The following is a 20,742-nucleotide window of genomic DNA, read 5'->3' as shown; positions in this document are numbered from 1 at the left end:
AACTAGCGCATGACCGTCCGCCCGCAAGGCATTCCATCGAACCCGCCTGCCAGCGTGGACCTCGCACGACGCTTCCTCCGCATACGCCGCCGAAGCGAGGAACTGGCCGCCCCATTGCGGCCGGAAGACACCGTGGTCCAGTCGATGCCGGATGCCAGCCCGACGAAATGGCACCTGGCCCACACAACCTGGTTCTTCGAGCAGTTCGTGCTCGGACGCGACGCCGCCTACGTGCCGGTGAATCCGGAGTGGCACTACCTCTTCAATTCCTACTATCAGTCCGTGGGCGCCATGCACGCGCGACCGCGCCGCGGCATGCTCACGCGGCCCGCGCTCGACGAGGTGCGGGCTTACCGCAGTCGCGTGGACGACGCCGTTGCCAAGCTCGTCGCCCGCGGCGAGGACGAGGCGTTGCCCGCACTCATCGAGCTCGGCCTCCAGCACGAACAGCAGCACCAGGAACTGTTGCTCACTGACATCAAGCACGCGTTCGCGCAGAACCCGTTGCAGCCGGCGTACCACGACGACGCGCCGCGCGCGTTATCGGTTGCCGCGCAACCATTGTGCTACGTACCGTTCGATGAGGGCGTGGTGGAGATCGGCCACGATGGACAAGGCTTCGCCTTCGATAACGAGGGACCGCGACATCGCACGTACAGGCAAGCGGGATCGATCGCTAATCGTCCCGTGACCAATGCGGAGTTCATGGCCTTCGTCAACGACGGTGGTTATCGCGAACCCATGCTATGGCTCTCGGATGGATGGGCGACGGTACAGGCCGAGGCATGGCAGCGTCCGTTATACTGGGACGACGCGCTCGAAACCGAATTCACCCTGCAGGGCCGTCGCGCGATCGATCCGCATGCGCCGGTCTGTCATATCAGCTATTTCGAAGCCGATGCCTTCGCGCGCTGGGCTGGCGCGCGTCTTCCCACGGAGGTGGAGTGGGAAACGATGGCCGCGGATGTTCCCGTACACGGGAACCTTCAGGACGAAGGGCTGTTCCAACCCAGGGCCGCGTCGTTCGAGACATTGCTCGGACAAATGTACGGCGACGTTTGGGAATGGACGATGAGCCCCTATATCAGCTATCCGGGCTTCCGCCCGCTCGCCGGTGCGCTGGGCGAGTACAACGGCAAGTTCATGAATGGGCAGTGGATCCTTCGCGGTGGATCCTGCGTCACGCCCGCCGACCATATTCGTGCGACGTACCGCAACTTTTTTCCTCCCCACGCCCGTTGGCAGTTTTCGGGGATACGACTGGGAACCGATCGATGAGCGCTCAACCGAAAGACATCCGCGTAGACGACCGCCATCCGGATGTCGAGGACACCCTCGACATCGTGCGGCGCGGGCTAGCCGCGAAATCCAAGAAGCTTCCCTCCCGGTTGTTCTACGACGAACGCGGTTCTGCGTTGTTCGAAGCTATCTGCGAACAGCCCGAGTATTACCTCACCCGCACCGAGATCGCGATCATGCGCGATCACGCCGGCGACATCGCCGCCACGCTCGGTCCCGACGTCCGTCTCGTGGAATACGGCAGCGGCAGCGGCATCAAGACGCGCATGCTGCTTGAGCACCTGGAAACCCCAGCTGCGTACGTACCGGTGGAGATCTCCCGCAGCGCGCTGATGGAAAGCGTGGCCGAACTGGCGTTACGTTTTCCGGATGTGCCGATGCAGCCGGTGTGCGCCGACTTCACCCAGCCGCTGCGCCTGCCCGTGGCGATGCGTCCTCAGCGGCGAACCATCATCTATTTTCCGGGTTCCACCATCGGCAACTTCGAAACGAAGGACGCCATTCGCATCCTGCGCCAGATGTGCGCGGAAATGAGCGACGGTGGCGGCATCCTCGTCGGTGTGGACCTGAAGAAAGATCCCGCGGAAATCGAAGCCGCCTATAACGACGCCGCAGGCGTCACGAACGATTTCACCCTGAACATGCTCGTGCGGCTGAACAACGAAGTGGGCGCGGATTTCGATGTCTCGGCCTTCCGCCACCGTGCGCGCTACAACGCACTGGCGGGCCGCATCGAAACCGACCTGGTCAGCACGAAGCGACAGGACGTACATGTGGGTGATGACACCTTCGCCTTCCGCGAAGACGAGGCCATGCACGTGGAATACAGCTGCAAGTATTCGCTCGAGGATTTCGCCCAGATGGCAGGCAAGGCCGGCTTGTCCGTCGCCCAGGTCTGGATGGACGACGAGCATCGCTTCAGCGTGCAGTACCTGGTGCGCGCCGCGCCGGCGGGTTAAACCGGTCTCGGCGCACCCAATGACACGAGCAGGTCCTGCGCGGTGCGGATACGCTCGGAGGAGCCGGGCAATTCCAGGATGACGCGCAGCTTGTCCTGGCCCTCCATCTTGAACACCCGCGGCTGCTGCTGGATCAGCTTGATCAGCGCGACCGGGTCGATGTCCGGCTTCTCGCGGAACGTGACGCGACCGCCGGTGGGGCCGAAGTCGAGCTTGCGAATGCCCAGCGGCGTAGCCATCAGCTTCAGCTGGGCCACCGCGAACAGGCACTTCGTCTGGTCGGGTAACAGGCCGAAACGGTCGATCATCTCCACCTGCAGTTCGCGCAGGCCGTCGTCGTTGCGCGCGCTGGCGATGCGCTTATACAACGTCAGGCGTGTATGCACGTCGGGCAGGTAGTCTTCGGGAATCAGCGCCGGCAGGTGCAATTCCACTTCCGTCTCGTGTTCCGAGGTGAGATCGAAGTCGGGCACCTTGCCGGACCTCAGCGCCCGCACGGCGCGGTCCAGCAACTCCGTGTAGAGGCCAAAGCCGATCTCCTGGATCTGGCCCGACTGCTCTTCGCCCAGCATCTCGCCCGCGCCGCGAATCTCGAGGTCGTGCGTCGCCAAGGTGAAACCGGCGCCCAGTTCCTCAAGCGAGGCCAGCGCTTCGAGGCGTTTTTCAGCATCCGCGGTCATGGCCTTGCGGTCAGGCACGATCAGGTAGGCATACGCGCGATGGTGCGAACGGCCCACGCGGCCGCGCAGCTGATGCAGCTGGGCCAGGCCGAAGCGGTCGGCGCGGTTGACGACGATGGTGTTGGCCGTCGGGATATCGATGCCGGATTCGATGATGGTCGTCGACACCAGCACGTTGAAGCGCTGGCGGTGGAAGTCGGCCATCACCGCTTCCAGTTCGCGCTCGGGCATCTGTCCATGCGCCACGCGGATGCGCGCATCGGGCACTAGTTCGCCCAGGTCACGCGCCATGCGCTCGATCGATTGCACTTCGTTGTGCAGGAAATACACCTGACCGCCACGCGCGAGTTCGCGCTGGATCGCTTCACGAATCAGGGCCGGCTGGTAAGTGGAGATCAGCGTACGTACCGCCGTGCGGTGCGCCGGTGGCGTCGCGATGATGGAGAGGTCGCGCAGGCCGCTCATCGCCATGTTCAGCGTGCGCGGGATCGGAGTGGCGGTGAGCGTGAGGAGGTCCACCTCCGCACGCAGCTTCTTCAGCTGCTCCTTCTGGCGCACGCCGAAGCGCTGTTCCTCATCGACGATGACGAGGCCGAGGTCCTTGAAACGGATGTCCGCCTGCAGCAGCTTGTGCGTTCCGACCATGACGTCGATCTGGCCCTCGGCCAGGCGCTCCAGCGCCGCATCCACGTCCTTCTTCGACCTGAAGCGGGAGAGCACGTCGACGCGCACGGGCCAGTCGGCGAAGCGGTCGGCGAAATTGCGGTAGTGCTGCTGGGCGAGAAGGGTGGTTGGCACCAGCACCGCCACCTGCTTGCCTGCTGTAGCCGCAGCAAACGCCGCGCGTAGCGCTACCTCGGTCTTGCCGAAGCCCACGTCGCCGCAGACTACGCGGTCCATGGCGCGCGGCGCGGCGAGGTCGACGATCACCGCATCGATCGCGGCCTGCTGGTCTGCGGTTTCCTCGAACGGGAAGGTGGCAGCGAATTCCTCGATCATCTGCCGGTCCACCGATAGCGACTCGCCCTGGCGCGCTTCACGCTGTGCGTAGATCGCGAGCAGCTCGGCGGCCACGTCGCGGACCTTCTCGGCCGCTTTCTTGCGCGCGCGCTCCCAGGCGTCGCCACCCAGGGAGTGCAGTGGAGCCAGCTCCGGTGCCGTGCCCGTGTAGCGGCTGACCAGCCCCAGCTGGGCCACGGGCACGTAAAGTTTGTCGCCCTTGGCGTATTCGACCGTGAGGAATTCGCCGGGCATGTCGCCGACATCAAGCGAGACAAGGCCCTGGTAGCGGCCCACGCCATGGTCGATGTGCACGATGGGCGATCCGATCGACAGCTCGGTGAGGTCCTTGATGATGCTTTCGGGATCGCGTGCCGCGCCGGCGCGGCGCTTGCGATCGGTGCGCACGCGTTCGCCGAACAATTCGCGCTCGGTGAGCACCGCGATGGCGGGTTGGGTGAGGGCGAAGCCCTGTTCCAGCGAGGCGACGGTGATCGCCAGCGGTTCGCTGCGAGCGAGGAAATCCTTCCAGCCCTCGATGTTGACGGGCTTCAGCCCGGCGCCGGCCAGCTGCTCGATCAGCGCCTCGCGACGGCCGGCCGAGTCCGCGGCGATCAGTACCCGGCCCGGATAACTGTCGAGAAAGTGCCGGAGGCCGGTACCGGGCTCCTCGCCCTTGCGGTTCAGCGGCACTTCGGGCGCGGGCTGGGTGCCGAGGTCCACCGCGTGTTCATGGCCCTTCGCGACCACGTCCACGCGAACCTGGCGGTTCAGCTGCTCGCGCAGGTGTTCCGGCGTCAGGTAGATCTCCGCCGGCGGCAGCACCGGCCGTTCGATATCGTGTGCACGCTGCTCGTAACGCTCGGCCGTCTGCGTCCAGAACTGTTCGGACGATTCCAGGGCGCCTTCGCCGAGCACGAACAGCGCGTCGCCCGCGATGTAGTCGAACAGGGTTTCGGTGGTATTGAAGAACAGGGGCAGGTAGTACTCGATGCCGCCCGGTGTCACGCCTTCCTTCATGTCCTGGTAAAGAGGACAACGCCGGATGTCGATGGGAAAACGTTCGCGCAGGTTGGCTCGGAAATCCTTGGCGGCATCTTCCGTCAGCGGGAATTCGCGTGCGGGAAGCAAGTCGACGCTTTCCACCTGGTGCTGCGAGCGTTGGGTTTCGGTGTCGAAGGTGCGGATCGATTCGATCTCGTCGTCGAACAGTTCCACGCGATACGGCTCGCCGGCTCCCATGGCGTAGATGTCGATCAACGCGCCGCGCACGGCGAAATCGCCCGGCTCGGCGACCTGCGGCACGTTGCGATAGCCGGCGGCTTCCAGGCGGCGCTGCTCCGAAGCGAGGTCGAGCTTCTGCCCCTTGCGCAGGACCAGGCCGGAACCCGTGATGTGCGTGCGCGGAGCGATCCGCTGCATCAGCGTGGCCACGGGCACCACGAGCACGCCGCGCCGCGTGGATGGCAGCCGGTACAAGGTGGCGATGCGCTGCGACACGACCTCGGGATGCGGACTGAAGACGTCGTAGGGCAGCGTTTCCCAGTCCGGAAAATGCAGCACGGGCAGTTCGCCCGCGAACACCGCCAGCTCGCTTTCGAGATTGTCCGCGCTGCGGGTATCGCGCGCCACGACGACTAGCAGGCCATCGTGGGCCCGGGCCGCCTCCGCGATCTCCAGGGCCCAGGAGGAGCCGTGTGGAACGACCCAGTAACGGCGGGTCTTGGCGTTGACGGGGAGGGGAGGGCTCGGGAGCGCTACAGGCATGGAGTGGGGGCTTGGACCGTGCGGACAAGCGTTCGATTGTACTACCCCGTCCTCAGTCGGCGTGGTCGGGCTCGAAGAAGCTCCAGCGCACGTCCTTGAACTCGGCCCGGAAGTCGGCCTCCACGATATTGATGGCGTCGATCATGGACCGCGCGCTAGGCGTGGAGGCCATTTTTGCCTTGATCGCGACCATCACGTCAGGGCCCATTTGCAGGGTCAGCACGTTGTAGACGAGCTCGATCTCGGGACGGGCCTCGAGGAAGGCGAGCATCGCCGCACGATGTTTCGGCTCCACGCCCTGGCCGATCAGCAGAGCCTTCACCTCGCGTGCGACGGCGATGGCCACCACGATCAGAAGGACGCCGATAGCGATGGTGCCCATGGCGTCGAAGATCAGATTGCCGGTAAGCATGGTGAGCAACACGGCGAGCAGGGCGAGACACAAGCCGACCAGGGCCGCGAGGTCCTCGCCGAAAATCACCAGGAGTTCGCTCGCACGCGTCTCCCGGAACCACTGCCAAAGCGGCTGGCCCTCCCGCGCCTTGTTCACTTCCTGCATGACGCCATACATGGAAACGCCCTCGGTAACGATCGAGAACACCAGCACACCCACGGCCAGCCAGGCCCAGCGTAGCGGCTCCGGGTGGCTCAGCTTGTGCACGCCCTCGTATACCGAGAACATGCCGCCCACGCTGAAAAGCAGCATCGCGACGAGGAAGGACCAGAAATACAGCGCGCGGCCCCAGCCCAAAGGATAGTCGTGCGACGGCGGGCGCTTCGCCTGGCGTATGCCCAGCAGAAGCAGGCCCTGGTTGCCGCAGTCGGCCAGCGAATGCACGGCTTCCGCGAGCATCGCACCGGAGCCGGTGAAGATCGCCGCGACGAGCTTGGCGATGAAGATGGCGAAATTGGCTCCGAGCGCGAGGAAGATCGCGCGCTTCGAATCGGCATGTCCCGACATGTGGTCCCCGTCCCGCAATGGAATCGCAGGATCTTACCGGATCACGCCCACGCCGACGCCAAAGCTCACGTTGGGGTGGCCGCCGGACATTTCCTTGGCCGTCCATACATGCGACTGGTTCACCGACACCAGCGGGAAGGTGTACTGCGCCTCGCCCACGTTGCCGGTGCGGGTGCCGTTGAGGCGCCCCGCGATCGTCACCAGTCCGCCCGACGGGAAGTCCAGGCTTTCGACGTAGCCCGGCATGGCCGCGATGAAGCGGCCATTGCCAGTGTCGTTCGACTGGGGACGCTGCGAGCCGTCCAGCGGGTAGGCGAGGACTTCGATTTCACTATGGTCGGCGAAGTTGCGCACGTTGACGATGCGGCCACCCCAGATCACGTCGGACGCGGCATAACGCTCGGGCTCACGGGCGACTTGGGCGGGCGGCACGGCGGCGTTGTTCGGCGTTGGCTTGTAGATGGGTGCGGGTGCGCAGCCGGCGAGGGCAACGGCGAGAACGGCAGCAGGGGCGGCGAGACGAACGACGGACGGGCGCATGGGTCGACTCCTGGCGTGTGGTACGACTTTAGCGCCGCCGCACTGAATGGAACGGCTGCGGCGCGTGGGCGGGATGTTCATCCGGGCCGTCTTCCTTGAGCCAGGTCAGCCGGTATTCGGATTCGCCGGGCGTTCCCAACAGCTTGGGCAGCAGTCGCAGGGAGTCGCGTAGCACTTCATCGAGCTTCCACGGTGCATTCACGATGGCCACGCCGGTGCCATTGAGGCGCAGCGGGGAGTCGTCCGGCCGCAGCAGCAGCTCGGCCACGAGCACGCGCTTCGCCGCGCTTTTGGATAGCCAGCGATGGAATGGCTGCACGTGGCTGCGCAGCTTGATCGGATACCAGATGGCGAAGATGCCGCCGGGCCACTTCTCCAAGGCGGCCTTCAGTGATCTTTCGATCAGGCGGAACTCGGCTTCCTGCGCCTCGAACGGCGGGTCGATCAGCACGAGGCCGCGCTTTTCCTTCGGCGGCACGAGGGCGTTCAGTGCCTCGTAGCCGTCGCGCTGGTGCACGTGCACACGGGGATCGTTGTGGAACAGCTGGCGCAGCGCGCCGGATTCCCCCGCCTGCAGTTCGCAAAGCTGGGCGGAGTCGCCTTCGCGCATCAGGTGCGCGGCGATCCAGGGCGAGCCGGGGTAGTAGCGCAGGGTCTCGTCGCCTTCGTTACAGGCGCGGACGGTTTCCAGCCACTTCCAGAGCAGCGGAGGCAGGCCGCTGGCGGTCTTCAGGATGCCGAAACCTTCGTCCGACTCGGCGGTCTTCCGCGCCTCGGCGCCGCGAAGGTCGTAGCGGCCGCGGCCGGCATGCGTGTCGATGTAGCAGAAGGGCGAGGCCTTCTGCTCCAGGGCGTCGATCAGGGCCACGAGCACCATGTGCTTGAGGACATCGGCAAAGTTGCCGGCATGGTAGGCGTGGCGGTAATTCATCTACCCATTATACCGGCCCATCAAGTCACCTGGTTCCCCAGGCGCAGGTTGATGCCAAGCGCCGTGGCAACAAGCCGCATGGCCTCGTCATCCCGCGACTGGGTGATCCAGCCGGCATAGACGTCGTCGTCGGCTTCGCGGGCCCACAAGGTGTACCCGTGCGGGTTGAGCTGGTCGAAGGCACGCGAGAAGAGCTCCGGGCCATCGATGTCCTCGTGGAATTCGTCGTCGTCCGGGTCGCCATCCCAGTCGATGTTGAGGTTCCAGCGCGCCACCAGTTCGTTGATCGCCTCGACCAGGGCACGGGTGTCGTCGGCATCGACCTCGAAGCCCGAGCGCCAGTCGGTGACCTGGCCCACGATCCGCACGGGGTCGTCGTCGCCTTCCTCCTCTACCGTCTCGCGATAGGCGGCAAACTGCTGTAGCGCCCCTTCCTCGTCGCCGGGGTTGATGAGGGTAAGCAGTTGCCATACCTGGGACTCGACCGAATCGTCGCCGTCCTCGTCGTCATGCTCGTTCTCGTAGCCGAAATCGTCGTCGTAGGAAGCCATGCGTGGGGGCCTTCATGGGGGGCCATAGTATCGCTGATCGCCCCGAAGAGGCTTCATACTACTGATTCTAAAGGGGGTTTTCCCCAATATGCCGAAATTTCTTATTGACCTGAGGGCCCAAACGCGGTGTGCTCCATTTAGCCGTCTACTCGGCTCGGCCCGTCCAGGGCCGGTATCAAGGGGGAAAACCTATGAAAGCGCTTACTTTCGTTCGGGCGACGGCGGTCGCCCTTAGCCTTGTAGTGGCCACCGGAAGCGCCGCGGCCCGGTCGGACGATCCGCCACCGGAAACGATCTGCAACGTGCTGGGCGCCGCCGCCCGCTACGTAGGCACCACGGTCACCGTGCGCGGCATCGCGACCACCGAGGGCAAGGTCACCACGCTTACCGACGCACAGTGCAAGGGTGCGGTGAACCTCAGTCTGGACGACAGCACCGGCCACAAACGCGACATCCTGTCGTTCCGGCGCACAGTGAGCGAGAAGGGCGTCCGCGCCGATGCCACGGTATTCGGCCGCTTCGAGGCCACGGGCGACGCCCGGGTGCCGTATTCGATCGACGTTTACAGCGTGCGCGACGTCAACCAGCTGCCCGCCGAAGGCGGCTGACCGCTGGTCGTAGGAGCGCGCCCTGCGCGTTTATGCCCGCGTCGGGTACGACATCTTTTGGGGCCCGGGGCAACAGGACCAGTTGCTCTTCGCGAAAGCCTGTCGCGCGCAGGGCGCGCTCCTACCCAATAGCCGGGCGATCCGCTAGGCTTCACGGTTACTTCCGGCCTCGTCCGGACCGTGCAGCTATTCATCGACGGAAGCCCGATGCAGCAGTTGGACAAGGTAAAGATCGGCGTCATCGGTCTCGGTTATGTCGGCCTTCCCCTGGCCGTCGAATTCGGCAAGACATTCCCAACCGTCGGATTCGATATCGATGCGTCGCGTATCGAGGAACTTCGCGCGGGCACGGACCGTACGCTGGAGGTGGACGCCGATGCGCTCGGGCAGGCCGGCCAGCTCGCCTATAGCAGCGACGTCGACGACCTCCGTGCCTGCAACGTCTTCATCGTGACGGTGCCCACCCCGATCGACAGCGCCAAACGCCCCGACCTCACGCCGTTGACGCGGGCGAGCGAAACGCTCGGCAAGGTACTGAAGCGGGGCGACCTCGTCGTGTATGAATCCACCGTCTATCCCGGGTGCACCGAGGAAGTCTGCGTACCTATCCTGGAGCGCACTTCGGCGCTGGTCTTCAACGAGGACTTCTTCGCCGGTTACAGTCCGGAGCGGATCAATCCGGGCGACAAGCTGCATCGCGTCAACAACATCCGCAAGGTTACCTCCGGCTCTACCCCGGAAGCCGCCGATTTCGTCGACGCCTTGTACGCCCGCATCATCGACGCGGGCACGTACAAAGCCAGTAGCATCAAGGTGGCCGAAGCGGCGAAGGTCATCGAGAACACCCAGCGCGACCTCAACATCGCGCTGGTCAACGATCTCGCCATCCTGTTCAACAAGCTCGGCATCGATACGCTGGAAGTACTCGAAGCCGCTGGCACGAAGTGGAATTTCCTGCCGTTCCGCCCCGGCCTTGTCGGCGGGCATTGCATCGGCGTGGATCCTTACTACCTCACGCACAAGGCACAGGAAGTCGGGCACCATCCCGACGTGATCCTGGCTGGACGCCGCACCAACGACGGCATGGGCCCGTATATCGCGGGTGAAGTGATCCGGCTCATGGTCTGCAAGGGCCTCAACCCCGTCGGTGCGCGGGTGCTGGTGCTGGGCCTCGCCTTCAAGGAAAACTGTCCCGATCTGCGCAACACCCGCGTCGTCGACATCATCACCGCGCTGAAAACCTACAACGCGACGATCGACGTTTACGACCCCTGGGTCGATGCCGGGGAGGCAGCGCAAGCTTACGGACTGCATACGGTGGCGCAACCTGTGCCCGGTGCTTACGACGCCATCGTCGTCGCCGTGGCGCACCGCCAGTTCCATGACCTGGGCGCCGTGGGCATCCGCGCGTTCGGCAAACCCGGCGCGGTGATCTACGACGTGAAATACGTGCTGCCGCGCGACGCGGTGGACGGACGGCTCTGAGGGAACAACCATGAAAGTATTGGTGACCGGCACGGCGGGATTCATCGGTTCGCATGTGGCGAAGCGGCTGCTGGAGCGCGGTGACGAGGTGGTCGGTCTCGACAATCTCAACGACTATTACGACGTGAGCCTGAAACAGGCGCGCCTGGATCGCTTCCGGCACGATCCGCGCTACACGCACGTGCATGCCGACCTGGCCGATCGCGAGGCCATGGCTTCGTTGTTCGCCAGCCATCAGCCGCAGCGTGTCGTGCACCTCGCCGCCCAGGCGGGCGTGCGCTACGCCGCGGAAAACCCGCACGTTTACGTGTCCAGCAACATCACGGGATTCCTGCACGTGCTCGAAGGGTGCCGCGACCACGGGGTAGAGCACCTCGTCTTCGCGTCCACCAGTTCGGTATACGGTGCGAATCGCGCCATGCCGTTTTCGGAGCACAACCCGGCCGAACATCCGTTGACCCTTTACGCGGCGACGAAGAAGGCCAACGAGCAGATGGCGCACAGCTACGCGCACCTGTACGGCATTCCGAGCACGGGCCTGCGTTTCTTCACCGTCTACGGACCGTGGGGCAGGCCGGACATGGCCTTGTTCCTGTTCACCCGTGCGATCCTCAAGGGCGAACCCATCAAGGTGTTCAACCACGGGCGGCACCGGCGCAGCTTCACCTATATCGACGACATCGTCGAAGGCGTGATCCGCTGCCTCGACCGTCCACCCGTGGTCGACACGGCGTGGGACGCCACCAGGCCCGATCCTTCCTCCAGCGGCGTGGCGCCGTTCCGGCTGTACAACATCGGCAACGAGCAGCCGGTGGAATTGCTGGATTACATCCGCCGCCTCGAGCAGTGCCTCGGGCGCGAAGCCATCATGGAACTCCTGCCGTTGCAGGCGGGCGACGTGCCGGACACCGAGGCCGATGTCAGCGAATTGCGCCGCGCCGTGGGCTACGTGCCGCAGGTGTCCGTGGAAGAGGGCGTGGCGCGTTTCGTTCGGTGGTACCGCGAGTACCACGGGGTCTGACACGGCCGTTCCGAGGGTTAGCGATTTAATTCAACCGAAAGGTTGACTATCTTTGTTGGGGGAGTATATTCAACCTTATGGTTGAATTAGATGCCCCGCAGCTGGACCCGGTCTTCCACGCCCTCGGCGATCGCACGCGCCGACGCATGCTCCGTGAGCTTGCGGATGGCGAGCGCACGGTGGGGCAACTGGCCGAGCCTTTCGAGATGTCGTTGGCGGCGGCATCCAAGCACATCAAGGTGCTCGAGAACGCAGGCCTGATCCGTCGCGAAGTGCGGGGCAGGGTCCACCTGTGCCGCCTCGATCCGGGGCCACTCGCCAGCATCCACGAATGGCTGACGTTCTACGAGCGCTTCTGGACCGATCGCCTCGGCGTGCTCGACAGGCTCCTCCGCGATGCGGACGCGAGCAAACCCACATCCCGCCATGGAGACAAACGATGAGCGCAGTAGCCACCCCCGATACGTACGGCACGCTGGTCGAGCCCACCACGCTGAAAATCCAGCGTGTACTCCCAGGCCCCATCGAGCGTGTTTGGGCCTACCTCACCGAAAGCGATCTGCGCCGTCAGTGGCTCGCTTCCGGCGACATGGAAATGAAGGTCGGTTCCACCTTCGAATTTTGCTGGCGCAACGACGAACTCACTAATCCTCCGGGCAACAAGCCGGATGGTTTCGGCGAAGAACATCGGATGCAGAGCCGCATTACCGAACTCGATCCCCCGCGCAAACTTGCCTTCGAGTGGGGCAGCACCGGCGGTGTCATCTTCGAACTGGAGTCGAAGGGCAAGGACGTGCTGCTCACACTGACCCACAGCCGCATCGCCGACCGCTCCACGCGCCTCAACATCAGCGCCGGCTGGCATGCGCACCTGGATGTGCTCGACGCTCGCATGAAGGGCATGGAACCCGAGCCGTTCTGGGACCACTGGCTGGGTCTGAAAATGGAATACGACGAGCGCCTGCCGGACTGAGCCCTTGCACCCGAACCGCAGCGCCCTGCAGGAGCCGATATACGCTGAGTGGCGGCGCTTCCTGGATGCTTTTGTCGATCATCTGCGTGGCCGCCGGCTCCGGTAGACCAAAGCGGTTCCAGCCGTACTGTTCGTAGGCCTCCAGGTAGCGCGCGGCGATGGCTGCGGGTGCGAGGGCTTGGTTCTCCTCGGCGATTCGTGCCGACTGGGCGTCGAGCTGGTTGGCCCTCTCCGGCGAAGCGGTCTCGGGCCGCGACACCGGCAGACCGTGGTCGAGGTAGCCCACCGTGACCTGACGTGTCCAGTCGCCCGTTTGTCGATCGTGATGCCACTCGGCTGCGCGGAGGCTGGGTGTATCGGTGGCTTCGGCCGGCTGGCGCTCCGGGTCGCGCGGCTCCAGCGGGTGGGCCAGCGCCAGCTGTACCTGCACACCGGAGGCTTTGTAGTTCAATTCGTTCGCCAGTTCCGGCGGGGCCGGCACGGTGTCGGTGCGGTATACCGGGGCGCCGTAGCCGACACCCGGCACGCGCGGGGCATCCGGATCGATCGTGGAGACCGAGCGGGTCCAGCCGCGCTCCGGTTGTGCCGGGTCCATGCGCCAGAGCAGGCCGTTCCGGTCGGTCTGATGGTAGGTACGCATGTCGTCGATGGCATCGGCGATCCGGTCCCCCGCGACGGCCCCGGCGACGCCACCGGCCAGCCCGCCCACGATCGCGCCGGGCGGCCCGGCCCGGGTGCCCAGCGTGGCGGCCGTCCGTGCACCCAGCATGGCACCGCCCCACGCGCCGAGGTTGCGTCCACCGAAGTGCAGGACCTCGGAGTCCACGCCGGCGGCATTGTTCGCCGCGTTCAGCGCGGTCACGTTGCGCGTGGTGAGCAAGGCATCGGCGGCCAGCGCGGCTTCGCCGGCGAGGCCGACGGCGCGGCTGCCTGCGCCGGGGCCGGGGCGCAAGAGGGCCTGGCGGGAAAACTCGGCGTCGGGTGGCTGAAAGAGGATGTCGCGAGCATGCGCGCCGTCCGGGGCGACCTCCTGAATGCGGTCCAGCGGCGTGCGATAAGTCACCTGCTCGTGCTGGCGCGCATGCACGCGCGACCACTTGTGTGCGGTCGCGGCCATGTCCGACAGTGGTTGCTTCATGAACTCGTCGATCGGCTAGCCGAAGAGCGTGCCCTTCGCGGCATCGTAGCCATGGCTGAGGTCGACGAGCCGGTCGAACTCGCGCGGCGTGACCACGCTGTTGCCGTACAACGAGGCGGCATTCACGGCCTTGCTCTGCACCTGCTGGAACCCGGCGGCGGCATTCTCGGCAAACGCCTTGGCATCGCTGTCGATGACGCCGACCGCATAGCCGTTGAAGCGGGTGTCCGGGCTGCGCAGCAGGGTGGTCAACTCGTGGCGGGTGAAACCGCGCCAATCCTTCGCCCCATCGACGAAGCCGATGACGGGGAGCTTGCTGCGGATGGCGTTTTCGATGAACGGGGCGCTGCCGTAGTTCCAGAGGGTGTCCTGGACGGCATCCAGGGCCTTGCCGTAGGCGGGGGTGAACTGCTTGCGGGCCAGGAAATCCTCCATCTTGCTCACGGCGAGCTGCATTTCGGGATCAGCCTGGGCCTCTTCGACGAATTCCCCCCAAGGCGTGTTGCCAATGGTGCCGGCTCGCCCATTTGCTGCAGAGACGTACGCGTCGGCATTTTTCCAGTTGGACGTACGCGTTCGGTCACGCCGGAGAACGCGACGTACTGCGTACCGGAGGGCAGCTCTGCTCGGTAGTCCAGGTACTTGCGCTCCACCAGCGCCACCAGACTTTCGTCCGGTCGCGCACCCGACGCATCCGAATGGGCGAACTTGACGATCTCTTCGATCTGGGCCGGCGAGAGCGCAGCACCGCTGCGCGCGTCAATCGCCGGATGAAACGTCGTCCGGATGGCTTCGGCGTAGGCGTCCTTCATTCGCTGACCGTCCTGTACGGGTTCTTCTCGCCGGCGACGTAGCATTGGCTCAGGATGAGTTCGTCGTGGTCGCCCCTTCGCAGATACGCGGGTGCGGCGATGCCCTTGTCGGCAAGTAACTGCGCCGGGATGACAACCACGTATTCGGTTGGCTCAAAAACGAGCTTTCCGGAAGCGAACGAACTGGTGATCCCATCGGCTGCATATAGCAGGAACGCCATGTCGTCGAGTTCGGGCGCGATGTAGTCGCGGCTGTCCAAGTTGAACTCAAGTTCCTCGTTGTTGATTACGAACGTCCACCGCGATACACCACTGGGCAGATCGACCGTCGTTCCCCGGAAGCCCAGTCCTTTGATGCGCTTCGAGTGCTTATAGACGGGGAACCCAAAGTGGAGTTCGTCGTCGTCGTCGTTCAACTTTTCGATGCGCGGGCTGCGGATGTCGATGTCGCGACCGGGATCCCGCGCTTTTCCGGGAAAATGTATGAATGTCATGAACGTTCCTTGTGCGCGCCACGCGCATCGTCGATGTTTTATGTCGCCGCATATGCGGAACGTGTCTGACAAGATGGCTTGTCGCGTTGCTGTGATAAACGGCCCTGCGTCGCGGGTTTCGCCACGATGCGCGGGTTGTGCGGCGACTGCCGTAACGAGAGGTGGCTGCTCATGCGTTCGCGGGCAGGCTGAGAAAAGTCTCGGTGATACGGCGGCTAGTTGCCCACCGCCGCGGACTCTCATCGCCGATAGAGTCACTCCTGCACTGGGGTTCAATGAGTCGCGGATGTTTCGACCCACTGCTGCGCCTGCTCCCACACCACGCGCTCGTGTGCTCTCTTCGTGCACGTAACACTCCTCTCCAACAGGGCACCGATGGTTTGAAAAGCGAGCGCCATTCGCCGGCAGTCCAGTGTCTCCGCCTCGTACACGAGTTCGGCCATCAGGTCGGTCATGCCACACGCGTACTGAAGCCATTCGGTGACTTCGTTGAGCAGCTCGCGGGTATTGGTTTCGCTTTCGTTGCCGGTGTCGGCACCGGGCTCTTTGCGAACTTTCGGAGCGTTCATGGGCTTTCCTTGGAGGTTGCCGCGCGACCCGAGGTGCGGCACGCCGTGCGAACAGCGTGCCGCGGGTCAACGGCTGCCCGTGACCGGGCGCCGGGCGGCTTGATTGAGGAAGTGGATGGCGGCGTTGCTTTCGCCCGGCCACACGGCTACGTGCCGGGTGGCTCGGCCAACACAAAGCTCAGGTAAAACGCGACGCCGCCGTTCTTCAACCGGGTCTGCGAGGAGGGCAGACAGCCCGGGAACCGATGACGGGGGCGCCGAGGGGATTCGGCGGGCGAGGGGGTAGCGTAGACTTACACATAGCCATGCCAACTCTAGTTCAGTTGTTGTGGTCAGCGGACCCTGGGTGTTGGTAGCACCCTTGGTCCGCGCTTTTCACCGCTGAGAGCGATGGTTGCCTGCGAGACGTACACGACGAACGCGCAGGCAACATTCACCCTACCAAATTCATCTACAAATTGTCTGTAGTTGAACGTATAGAAGAATTCTGAGAAATGCGTCGCTGGTCTAAAGAGGGGTTGTCGGCGGCGGCAGATCGATCTGGTAGCGCGTGCTGCGCCCGCCACCCGGCAACCGCCGCAGGAAACCCTTTTCCACAAGTTCCGCGAGGTGACGCGTCGCTGTCGCTTTCGACACCTTCGCGACAGCCTGGTATTGCGCCGCGCTGATGCCATGTTCGAAGCCACGCTCGCCTCCGTCGAGCAGACGGTTCAGCACTTTGACCTGCTCGGGCGACAAGGTATGTTGTCTGTGCATCTGCCAGAACCGCGCTTTGGCGATCACTCCATCGATACGGCGAATCGCCTGCACAAGGCTGTCGTGCAGGGTGCGCAGGAACCATTGCAGCCATGCGGTGATGTCGAGGCCGCTTTTCTGGCGGGACTCGAGGACGTCGTAGTAGCCCTCGCGATCGGCGAGGATGCTGGCCGACATGGCATGGAAACGGATCGCCTCCGGTTGCGCCTGGGCTAGGGCGAGGTCGGTCAGCGCACGCGTCAAGCGGCCATTGCCGTCGTCGAACGGATGTAGCGTGACGAACCAGAAATGAGCGATGCCGGCGCGCAGCAGCGGATCGAGCACGGGATCGCTGCGTGACGCCTCGAACCATGCAAGGAATTGATCCACCTGCGCTTCAAGCCCTTCACGTGGCGGGGCTTCGAAATGAACCGTGGGCCGATCGATGCGACCGGAGATGACCTGCATGGGTTCGTCGCCGCGCAACGCACCTATGCGGATACGAACGGGCAGCAGTTCGTCGGTAGCAGGGAAGAGCCAACGGTGCCATTGAAACAGTCGTGGCAGATCCAGCTGCGTCTCGGGATGACGCGTCGCATCCAGCACGAGTTCCGCTACACCTTCGCTGCGTGGCGTAGGGCGTGGCGATGCCTCCCCAGCCAGCCCGAGGCGCCGGGCCAACGAAGAACGAACCGATCCCACGTCGAGCCGCTCGCCCTCGATCGCCGAGGATGTGACTATGTTCGAAAGCAGGGTATCTAGTGCCTCACAGGCCTGGACGTTTCCCGCCACCGCACCCGCCATGCCGATAAGCTGGCCCTGGACCCGCTGGCAGTCACGAAGCTGGGGAGCAAGGGTTCCAGCCTGCCACGTGAAGTCGGGCCAGCCAGGTCGTTGCCAGATCCAACGGGGTTCGCTCATCGGTCGGTCTCCGGGCGTGAGCCGATTAGCGGGTCTATTCGGCTCATTTTGTGAGCCGATTATGGGCCCTATTCGGCTCAGATGCCAACCGGGCGGAATAAGCCGGGATTGCCCCATGCATCACCACTTCATGCTGAAGCCGACCTTCACACCCACGGACTGGCTGTCGCGGAAATCGCGCAGGCTGCTGTTAGCCGTCGCTTCACCGTAGAGCGAGTAGCGATCGTCTGACCAGGTCAGTGAGCCGCCGACACCCAGACCACCCCACAGCGGCTGGTTCTTGCTGGTAAGGCGGCTACCCGACACGTCGACCTTCGAACCGTCGAGGAAGTCATAGTACAGGTTGGCGATGCCGTAGACGTGCGCGCGGCTGGCCTTGCCGCTGGCGCTCTGCCATGAGGTCTCGCGGTCCAGCGCGAGGCCCGCGCGGGCAGTCATAGCATCGCTGTCCTTGCGCGACACCTGCGCGCCGTACTGGTCGCCGAAGCCGTCGAAGCGCACGCTCGAATAGGTGAGCTGGGCCTGCGGGGTCAGCGACCAGCCGGTCGAGAACGGGAACTTCCAGCCGGCCTCGACACCGGCGCCATAGCCGGTTCCCTTATTGTCGTCGACGAGCATATGGCCCAGCGTGCGCGAACTCAGGTCGGTGCGATACCAGTTGTATTCTGCTTGTGCATCGACGTAGATGCCGTTGCTGCCGTACCAGGTCAAGGTGCCCCCGAAGCCGTGGCCATGGGTCTTGATCCGGCCCAGGCCGAACAGCGACGAGACGTTCGAATCGATCCGCCCGTACTGGCCGGTGAGACCGGCTACCCACGAACCGGACTCCGTGCCGCCGAGCATCATGTCGAGACCGACCTGGAGCTTTTGCGTCGTCGCGTCGTAATGCGTGCCGGTGGTGGTCCTGTCCGGTGAGATGTCGCTGTGCTGGCTCTCGACACGCGCCCACGCACCCGACCCTTCCTTCACGGACTTGTCGCTGGCCCACGCGCGATCACCCACGCGCTGGCGCAGTGTGCCGAGCTGGTTGAACTGCTGAAGCACGCCGGCATACGCCTCGTACAGCGGCACGCTGGGGGCGTAGAGCGGCTGGGTTGGCGGGAGCGGGTTGCCGGCCGGGTCGGTCGGCGGGGGGGTATTCGTATCCGGCGGCTGCGTCGAGTCCGAGCGCAGGTACCAACCGCCGTCAGCGGGAGTAGCGACGCCGTTCTTGTAGAGACGGTACGCATACGCACCTGAGACCACGGCCTGCTGGCCCTGGAAGACGTAATCGCCGACGAGGTTGAAGGCGCCGTTCGAGGCCCCCTGCACATCGATGATCTTGATGCCGTCGATGGTCTGCACGCCGGTGCCGCCAACCTTGGTGACCTTCACGTTGGTGGTACCGGACGTATCGCCGGTGACGATGAGGCGATCCGCCGCCGACGCATCGCCATCGAGGTTGGCCTCGATCGCCAGAGTGCCGCCCTGGCCAATATAGTTGCCGTTGACGGTCAGCGTGCCGATCAAGTTGCCCGGCGCGACCGTGCCGGCATTGGTAACGTCGCCATGGATCGTGCCGACGCCGCCGAGCGTGCCGGCCGCGTTGACCATTACCGGGCTGGTGATCGAACCATTGACCGCGAGCGTGCCGGCGTCCACGGTCGTCGGACCGGTGTAAGTCTTGGCATCGGGAATGACCAGCGTACCGGCACCGGCCTGGGTCAGGCCACCGGCTCCCGTCAGCACACTGTCGAGAGTGAGCGTCGTGTTGGCATCCGGGAGGAACGTGCCCGTCGTGTTGAACGTCACGGCGCGAGCGAGGGTCACATCCGCGCTGCTGCTGAGGGCGCCGCCCGAGAAGGTCAGGGCGCCCGTGGAATCGCCCAGAGCCGCGTCGCTGTCGATGCGCAGCGTGCCTTGCTGGATGTCCCACGGCGTGACGCCAGTGCCTGCACCGGTCAGGGTCCAGGTGCTCGCGCCCGTCTTCTGGAAGATATCGAAGTTCTGGTATCGGTCAGCATCGCCAATGGACGATGCGTCGAACATGGCGTCCGCGCTTCCACCGAGGCGGAGTGTATCGGTCGGTGCAAGAATACCGGCGAAGACGATTCCGGTGATGTCCGATCCTGCCTGCAACTCCAGCGTCAGGACTTTTGTCGGCAACAACATCCGTATGGCCTCGCCTTGGTCAGCGCCTGCGCGGATGATGCCGCTATTGGTGAGGGAAAAGTCGACGTTGGAGGTAAGCGCACGGGAGCCGTTACCGCCTTCGATGGTCCCGGTATTGATGATGGGTAGTGTCCCCGCACGAACATTGACGCCGACGCCACCCGCCGCGCTCCCATCCAGACTGGTGCCACCGCGGATCGTTCCATGATTGATCAGTTGGTTGGAAGCGCCTGGGCCGCCCACGTCGATGCCAGTACCGCCGCCGCCATTCTCGGAGTCGCCTCCCTCGACGACACCGCTGTTTGTCAGCGTGGTGCCACGGCGAAGGAAGGCGCCAATTCCTCCCAAGCTTGTTCCTACTCCCAGGCCACCGCTAATGATGCCACTGGCATGGTTCGCGAACGTGGTCATGTTCAAGCTCGCACCGGCGCCGCCGGCGCCAGGCCCACCACCACTCGCGCCGCCCGTGATCGAACCGTTGTTGATGATCGACGATGCAACCGTACCGGAACTGGTCGCGATCCCGCTTTCGGCCGGATTCGAGCTTCCGGTATTGGCATTACCGCCGGCGAACGTTCCCGAGAGCGTCAGCGGGCCCTGCACATTCAGGAATGCCAACGCGCCAGCTGTACTCGAGTCGGCACTGGCGCCGGTAAGCGTGAATCCTTGTGTATCGATCGTCATCCCTTGGGCAGGTGCCTCCGATAGCGCCAGGGCACTGAGCACGACATTGCCGTTGAGCTGAATCACCGCGTTGGCATCCGAGTTCAAGTTCGCGGTATGGATGGCAAGTTGAAGGTCCGATTCATTGTTTACGATGTACACGGCAGCAAACGACGTTAGCGGCAGCGCGCCAGCGATCGCAAAGGCCAGACGGGAAATAGCGAGGCAGTTGCCCCTCTTGACGTTGCGCACTTGAGTCGCACCACTTTTATCGTTCGCTTTCATCGTAGTTCCTTGGGGACGTGTGGGAGCTGTTGGATCGATGCAAATTCCGCGCCTACCGCGAGGTCGACACCTGCGCCGCGCAGCATGCTTGTCGAGCAAAGGGGGCTGGTGCGCTGGGGGGGAACCCAGGTCGCCCAAGGGTAAGTACTTGCCACGGAAGGGATTCCACCCGAGAATGTGCGTTGTGTCACATTATGGGT

18 protein-coding genes are annotated in these 20,742 nt (G+C 64.3%); 7 read left to right on the top strand and 11 right to left on the bottom strand.

Features of this window, described 5'->3' with window-relative positions; all coding sequences use genetic code 11:
* Positions 1-9 precede the first annotated feature (9 nt).
* Positions 10-1,278: an ergothioneine biosynthesis protein EgtB gene (gene egtB, locus VGM71_RS03770; RefSeq protein WP_331542477.1), complete on the top strand. Its 1,269-nt coding sequence runs from the start codon at positions 10-12 to the stop codon at positions 1,276-1,278.
* Positions 1,275-2,258, top strand: coding sequence for an L-histidine N(alpha)-methyltransferase (gene egtD / locus VGM71_RS03765; protein ID WP_331542476.1), 984 nt, complete (start codon positions 1,275-1,277; stop codon positions 2,256-2,258). Before egtB ends, egtD begins: the two co-directional genes overlap by 4 nt.
* On the opposite strand, the gene mfd is transcribed toward egtD, so the two are convergent.
* The 5 genes from mfd to VGM71_RS03740 are packed head-to-tail and all read right to left on the bottom strand — an operon-like array spanning position 2,255 to position 8,687.
* Positions 2,255-5,704: a transcription-repair coupling factor gene (gene mfd, locus VGM71_RS03760; RefSeq protein WP_331542475.1), complete on the bottom strand. Its 3,450-nt coding sequence runs from the start codon at positions 5,702-5,704 to the stop codon at positions 2,255-2,257. The two genes, egtD and mfd, sit on opposite strands and share 4 nt — an antisense overlap.
* A gap of 52 nt (positions 5,705-5,756) precedes the next feature.
* Positions 5,757-6,665 (bottom strand): cation diffusion facilitator family transporter, encoded by a 909-nt coding sequence (locus VGM71_RS03755; RefSeq protein ID WP_331542474.1) that lies wholly within the window; start codon positions 6,663-6,665, stop codon positions 5,757-5,759.
* Between the two features lie 33 nt (positions 6,666-6,698).
* The gene (locus tag VGM71_RS03750) at positions 6,699-7,205 is read right to left on the bottom strand and encodes a Slp family lipoprotein (protein ID WP_331542473.1); all 507 of its coding nucleotides are present in this window, start codon (positions 7,203-7,205) and stop codon (positions 6,699-6,701) included.
* Between the two features lie 28 nt (positions 7,206-7,233).
* Complete coding sequence (locus VGM71_RS03745; RefSeq protein WP_331542472.1) at positions 7,234-8,136, bottom strand: 23S rRNA (adenine(2030)-N(6))-methyltransferase RlmJ; 903 nt, start codon at positions 8,134-8,136, stop codon at positions 7,234-7,236.
* 20 nt (positions 8,137-8,156) lie between these two features.
* Positions 8,157-8,687, bottom strand: coding sequence for a DUF6630 family protein (locus VGM71_RS03740; RefSeq protein WP_331542471.1), 531 nt, complete (start codon positions 8,685-8,687; stop codon positions 8,157-8,159).
* A 191-nt stretch (positions 8,688-8,878) separates the two neighbouring features.
* Here VGM71_RS03740 and VGM71_RS03735 point away from each other — a divergent pair, with 191 nt between their 5' ends.
* The 5 genes from VGM71_RS03735 (at position 8,879) to VGM71_RS03715 (ending at position 12,774) form a co-directional block, all read left to right on the top strand.
* The gene (locus VGM71_RS03735; protein ID WP_331542470.1) at positions 8,879-9,295 is read left to right on the top strand and encodes a hypothetical protein; all 417 of its coding nucleotides are present in this window, start codon (positions 8,879-8,881) and stop codon (positions 9,293-9,295) included.
* 207 nt (positions 9,296-9,502) lie between these two features.
* Entirely contained in the window at positions 9,503-10,780 is a 1,278-nt protein-coding gene (gene tviB / locus VGM71_RS03730) for a Vi polysaccharide biosynthesis UDP-N-acetylglucosamine C-6 dehydrogenase TviB (RefSeq protein WP_331542532.1), read from the top strand.
* A 10-nt stretch (positions 10,781-10,790) separates the two neighbouring features.
* Entirely contained in the window at positions 10,791-11,801 is a 1,011-nt protein-coding gene (locus VGM71_RS03725) for an NAD-dependent epimerase (RefSeq protein WP_331542469.1), read from the top strand.
* 77 nt (positions 11,802-11,878) lie between these two features.
* On the top strand, positions 11,879-12,244 hold the full coding sequence (locus VGM71_RS03720; protein ID WP_331542468.1) for a metalloregulator ArsR/SmtB family transcription factor: 366 nt from the start codon (positions 11,879-11,881) through the stop codon (positions 12,242-12,244).
* Positions 12,241-12,774, top strand: coding sequence for an SRPBCC family protein (locus VGM71_RS03715; RefSeq protein WP_331542467.1), 534 nt, complete (start codon positions 12,241-12,243; stop codon positions 12,772-12,774). The genes VGM71_RS03720 and VGM71_RS03715 overlap by 4 nt, the downstream gene beginning before the upstream one ends.
* 1,153 nt (positions 12,775-13,927) lie before the next feature.
* Here the strand turns inward: VGM71_RS03715 and VGM71_RS03710 are convergent.
* From VGM71_RS03710 to VGM71_RS03685, 6 genes are all read right to left on the bottom strand, one after another.
* Positions 13,928-14,368: a hypothetical protein gene (locus tag VGM71_RS03710; RefSeq protein ID WP_331542466.1), complete on the bottom strand. Its 441-nt coding sequence runs from the start codon at positions 14,366-14,368 to the stop codon at positions 13,928-13,930.
* Positions 14,353-14,724, bottom strand: a complete 372-nt coding sequence (locus tag VGM71_RS03705) for a hypothetical protein (protein ID WP_331542465.1) — start codon at positions 14,722-14,724, stop codon at positions 14,353-14,355. The genes VGM71_RS03710 and VGM71_RS03705 overlap by 16 nt, the downstream gene beginning before the upstream one ends.
* The gene (locus tag VGM71_RS03700) at positions 14,721-15,218 is read right to left on the bottom strand and encodes a hypothetical protein (RefSeq protein WP_331542464.1); all 498 of its coding nucleotides are present in this window, start codon (positions 15,216-15,218) and stop codon (positions 14,721-14,723) included. Before VGM71_RS03700 ends, VGM71_RS03705 begins: the two co-directional genes overlap by 4 nt.
* A gap of 272 nt (positions 15,219-15,490) precedes the next feature.
* Positions 15,491-15,787: a hypothetical protein gene (locus VGM71_RS03695; protein ID WP_331542463.1), complete on the bottom strand. Its 297-nt coding sequence runs from the start codon at positions 15,785-15,787 to the stop codon at positions 15,491-15,493.
* A gap of 507 nt (positions 15,788-16,294) precedes the next feature.
* Positions 16,295-17,443: a Fic family protein gene (locus VGM71_RS03690; protein WP_331542462.1), complete on the bottom strand. Its 1,149-nt coding sequence runs from the start codon at positions 17,441-17,443 to the stop codon at positions 16,295-16,297.
* Between the two features lie 120 nt (positions 17,444-17,563).
* Positions 17,564-20,542, bottom strand: a complete 2,979-nt coding sequence (locus VGM71_RS03685; RefSeq protein WP_331542461.1) for an autotransporter outer membrane beta-barrel domain-containing protein — start codon at positions 20,540-20,542, stop codon at positions 17,564-17,566.
* Between the last annotated feature and the right edge of the window lie 200 nt (positions 20,543-20,742).

The organism is Luteibacter sp., from assembly GCF_036499525.1.
GTDB lineage: Bacteria > Pseudomonadota > Gammaproteobacteria > Xanthomonadales > Rhodanobacteraceae > Luteibacter.
Note: the sequence above shows the minus strand (reverse complement) of the source record. Positions and strands in the feature narration are given on the sequence as shown.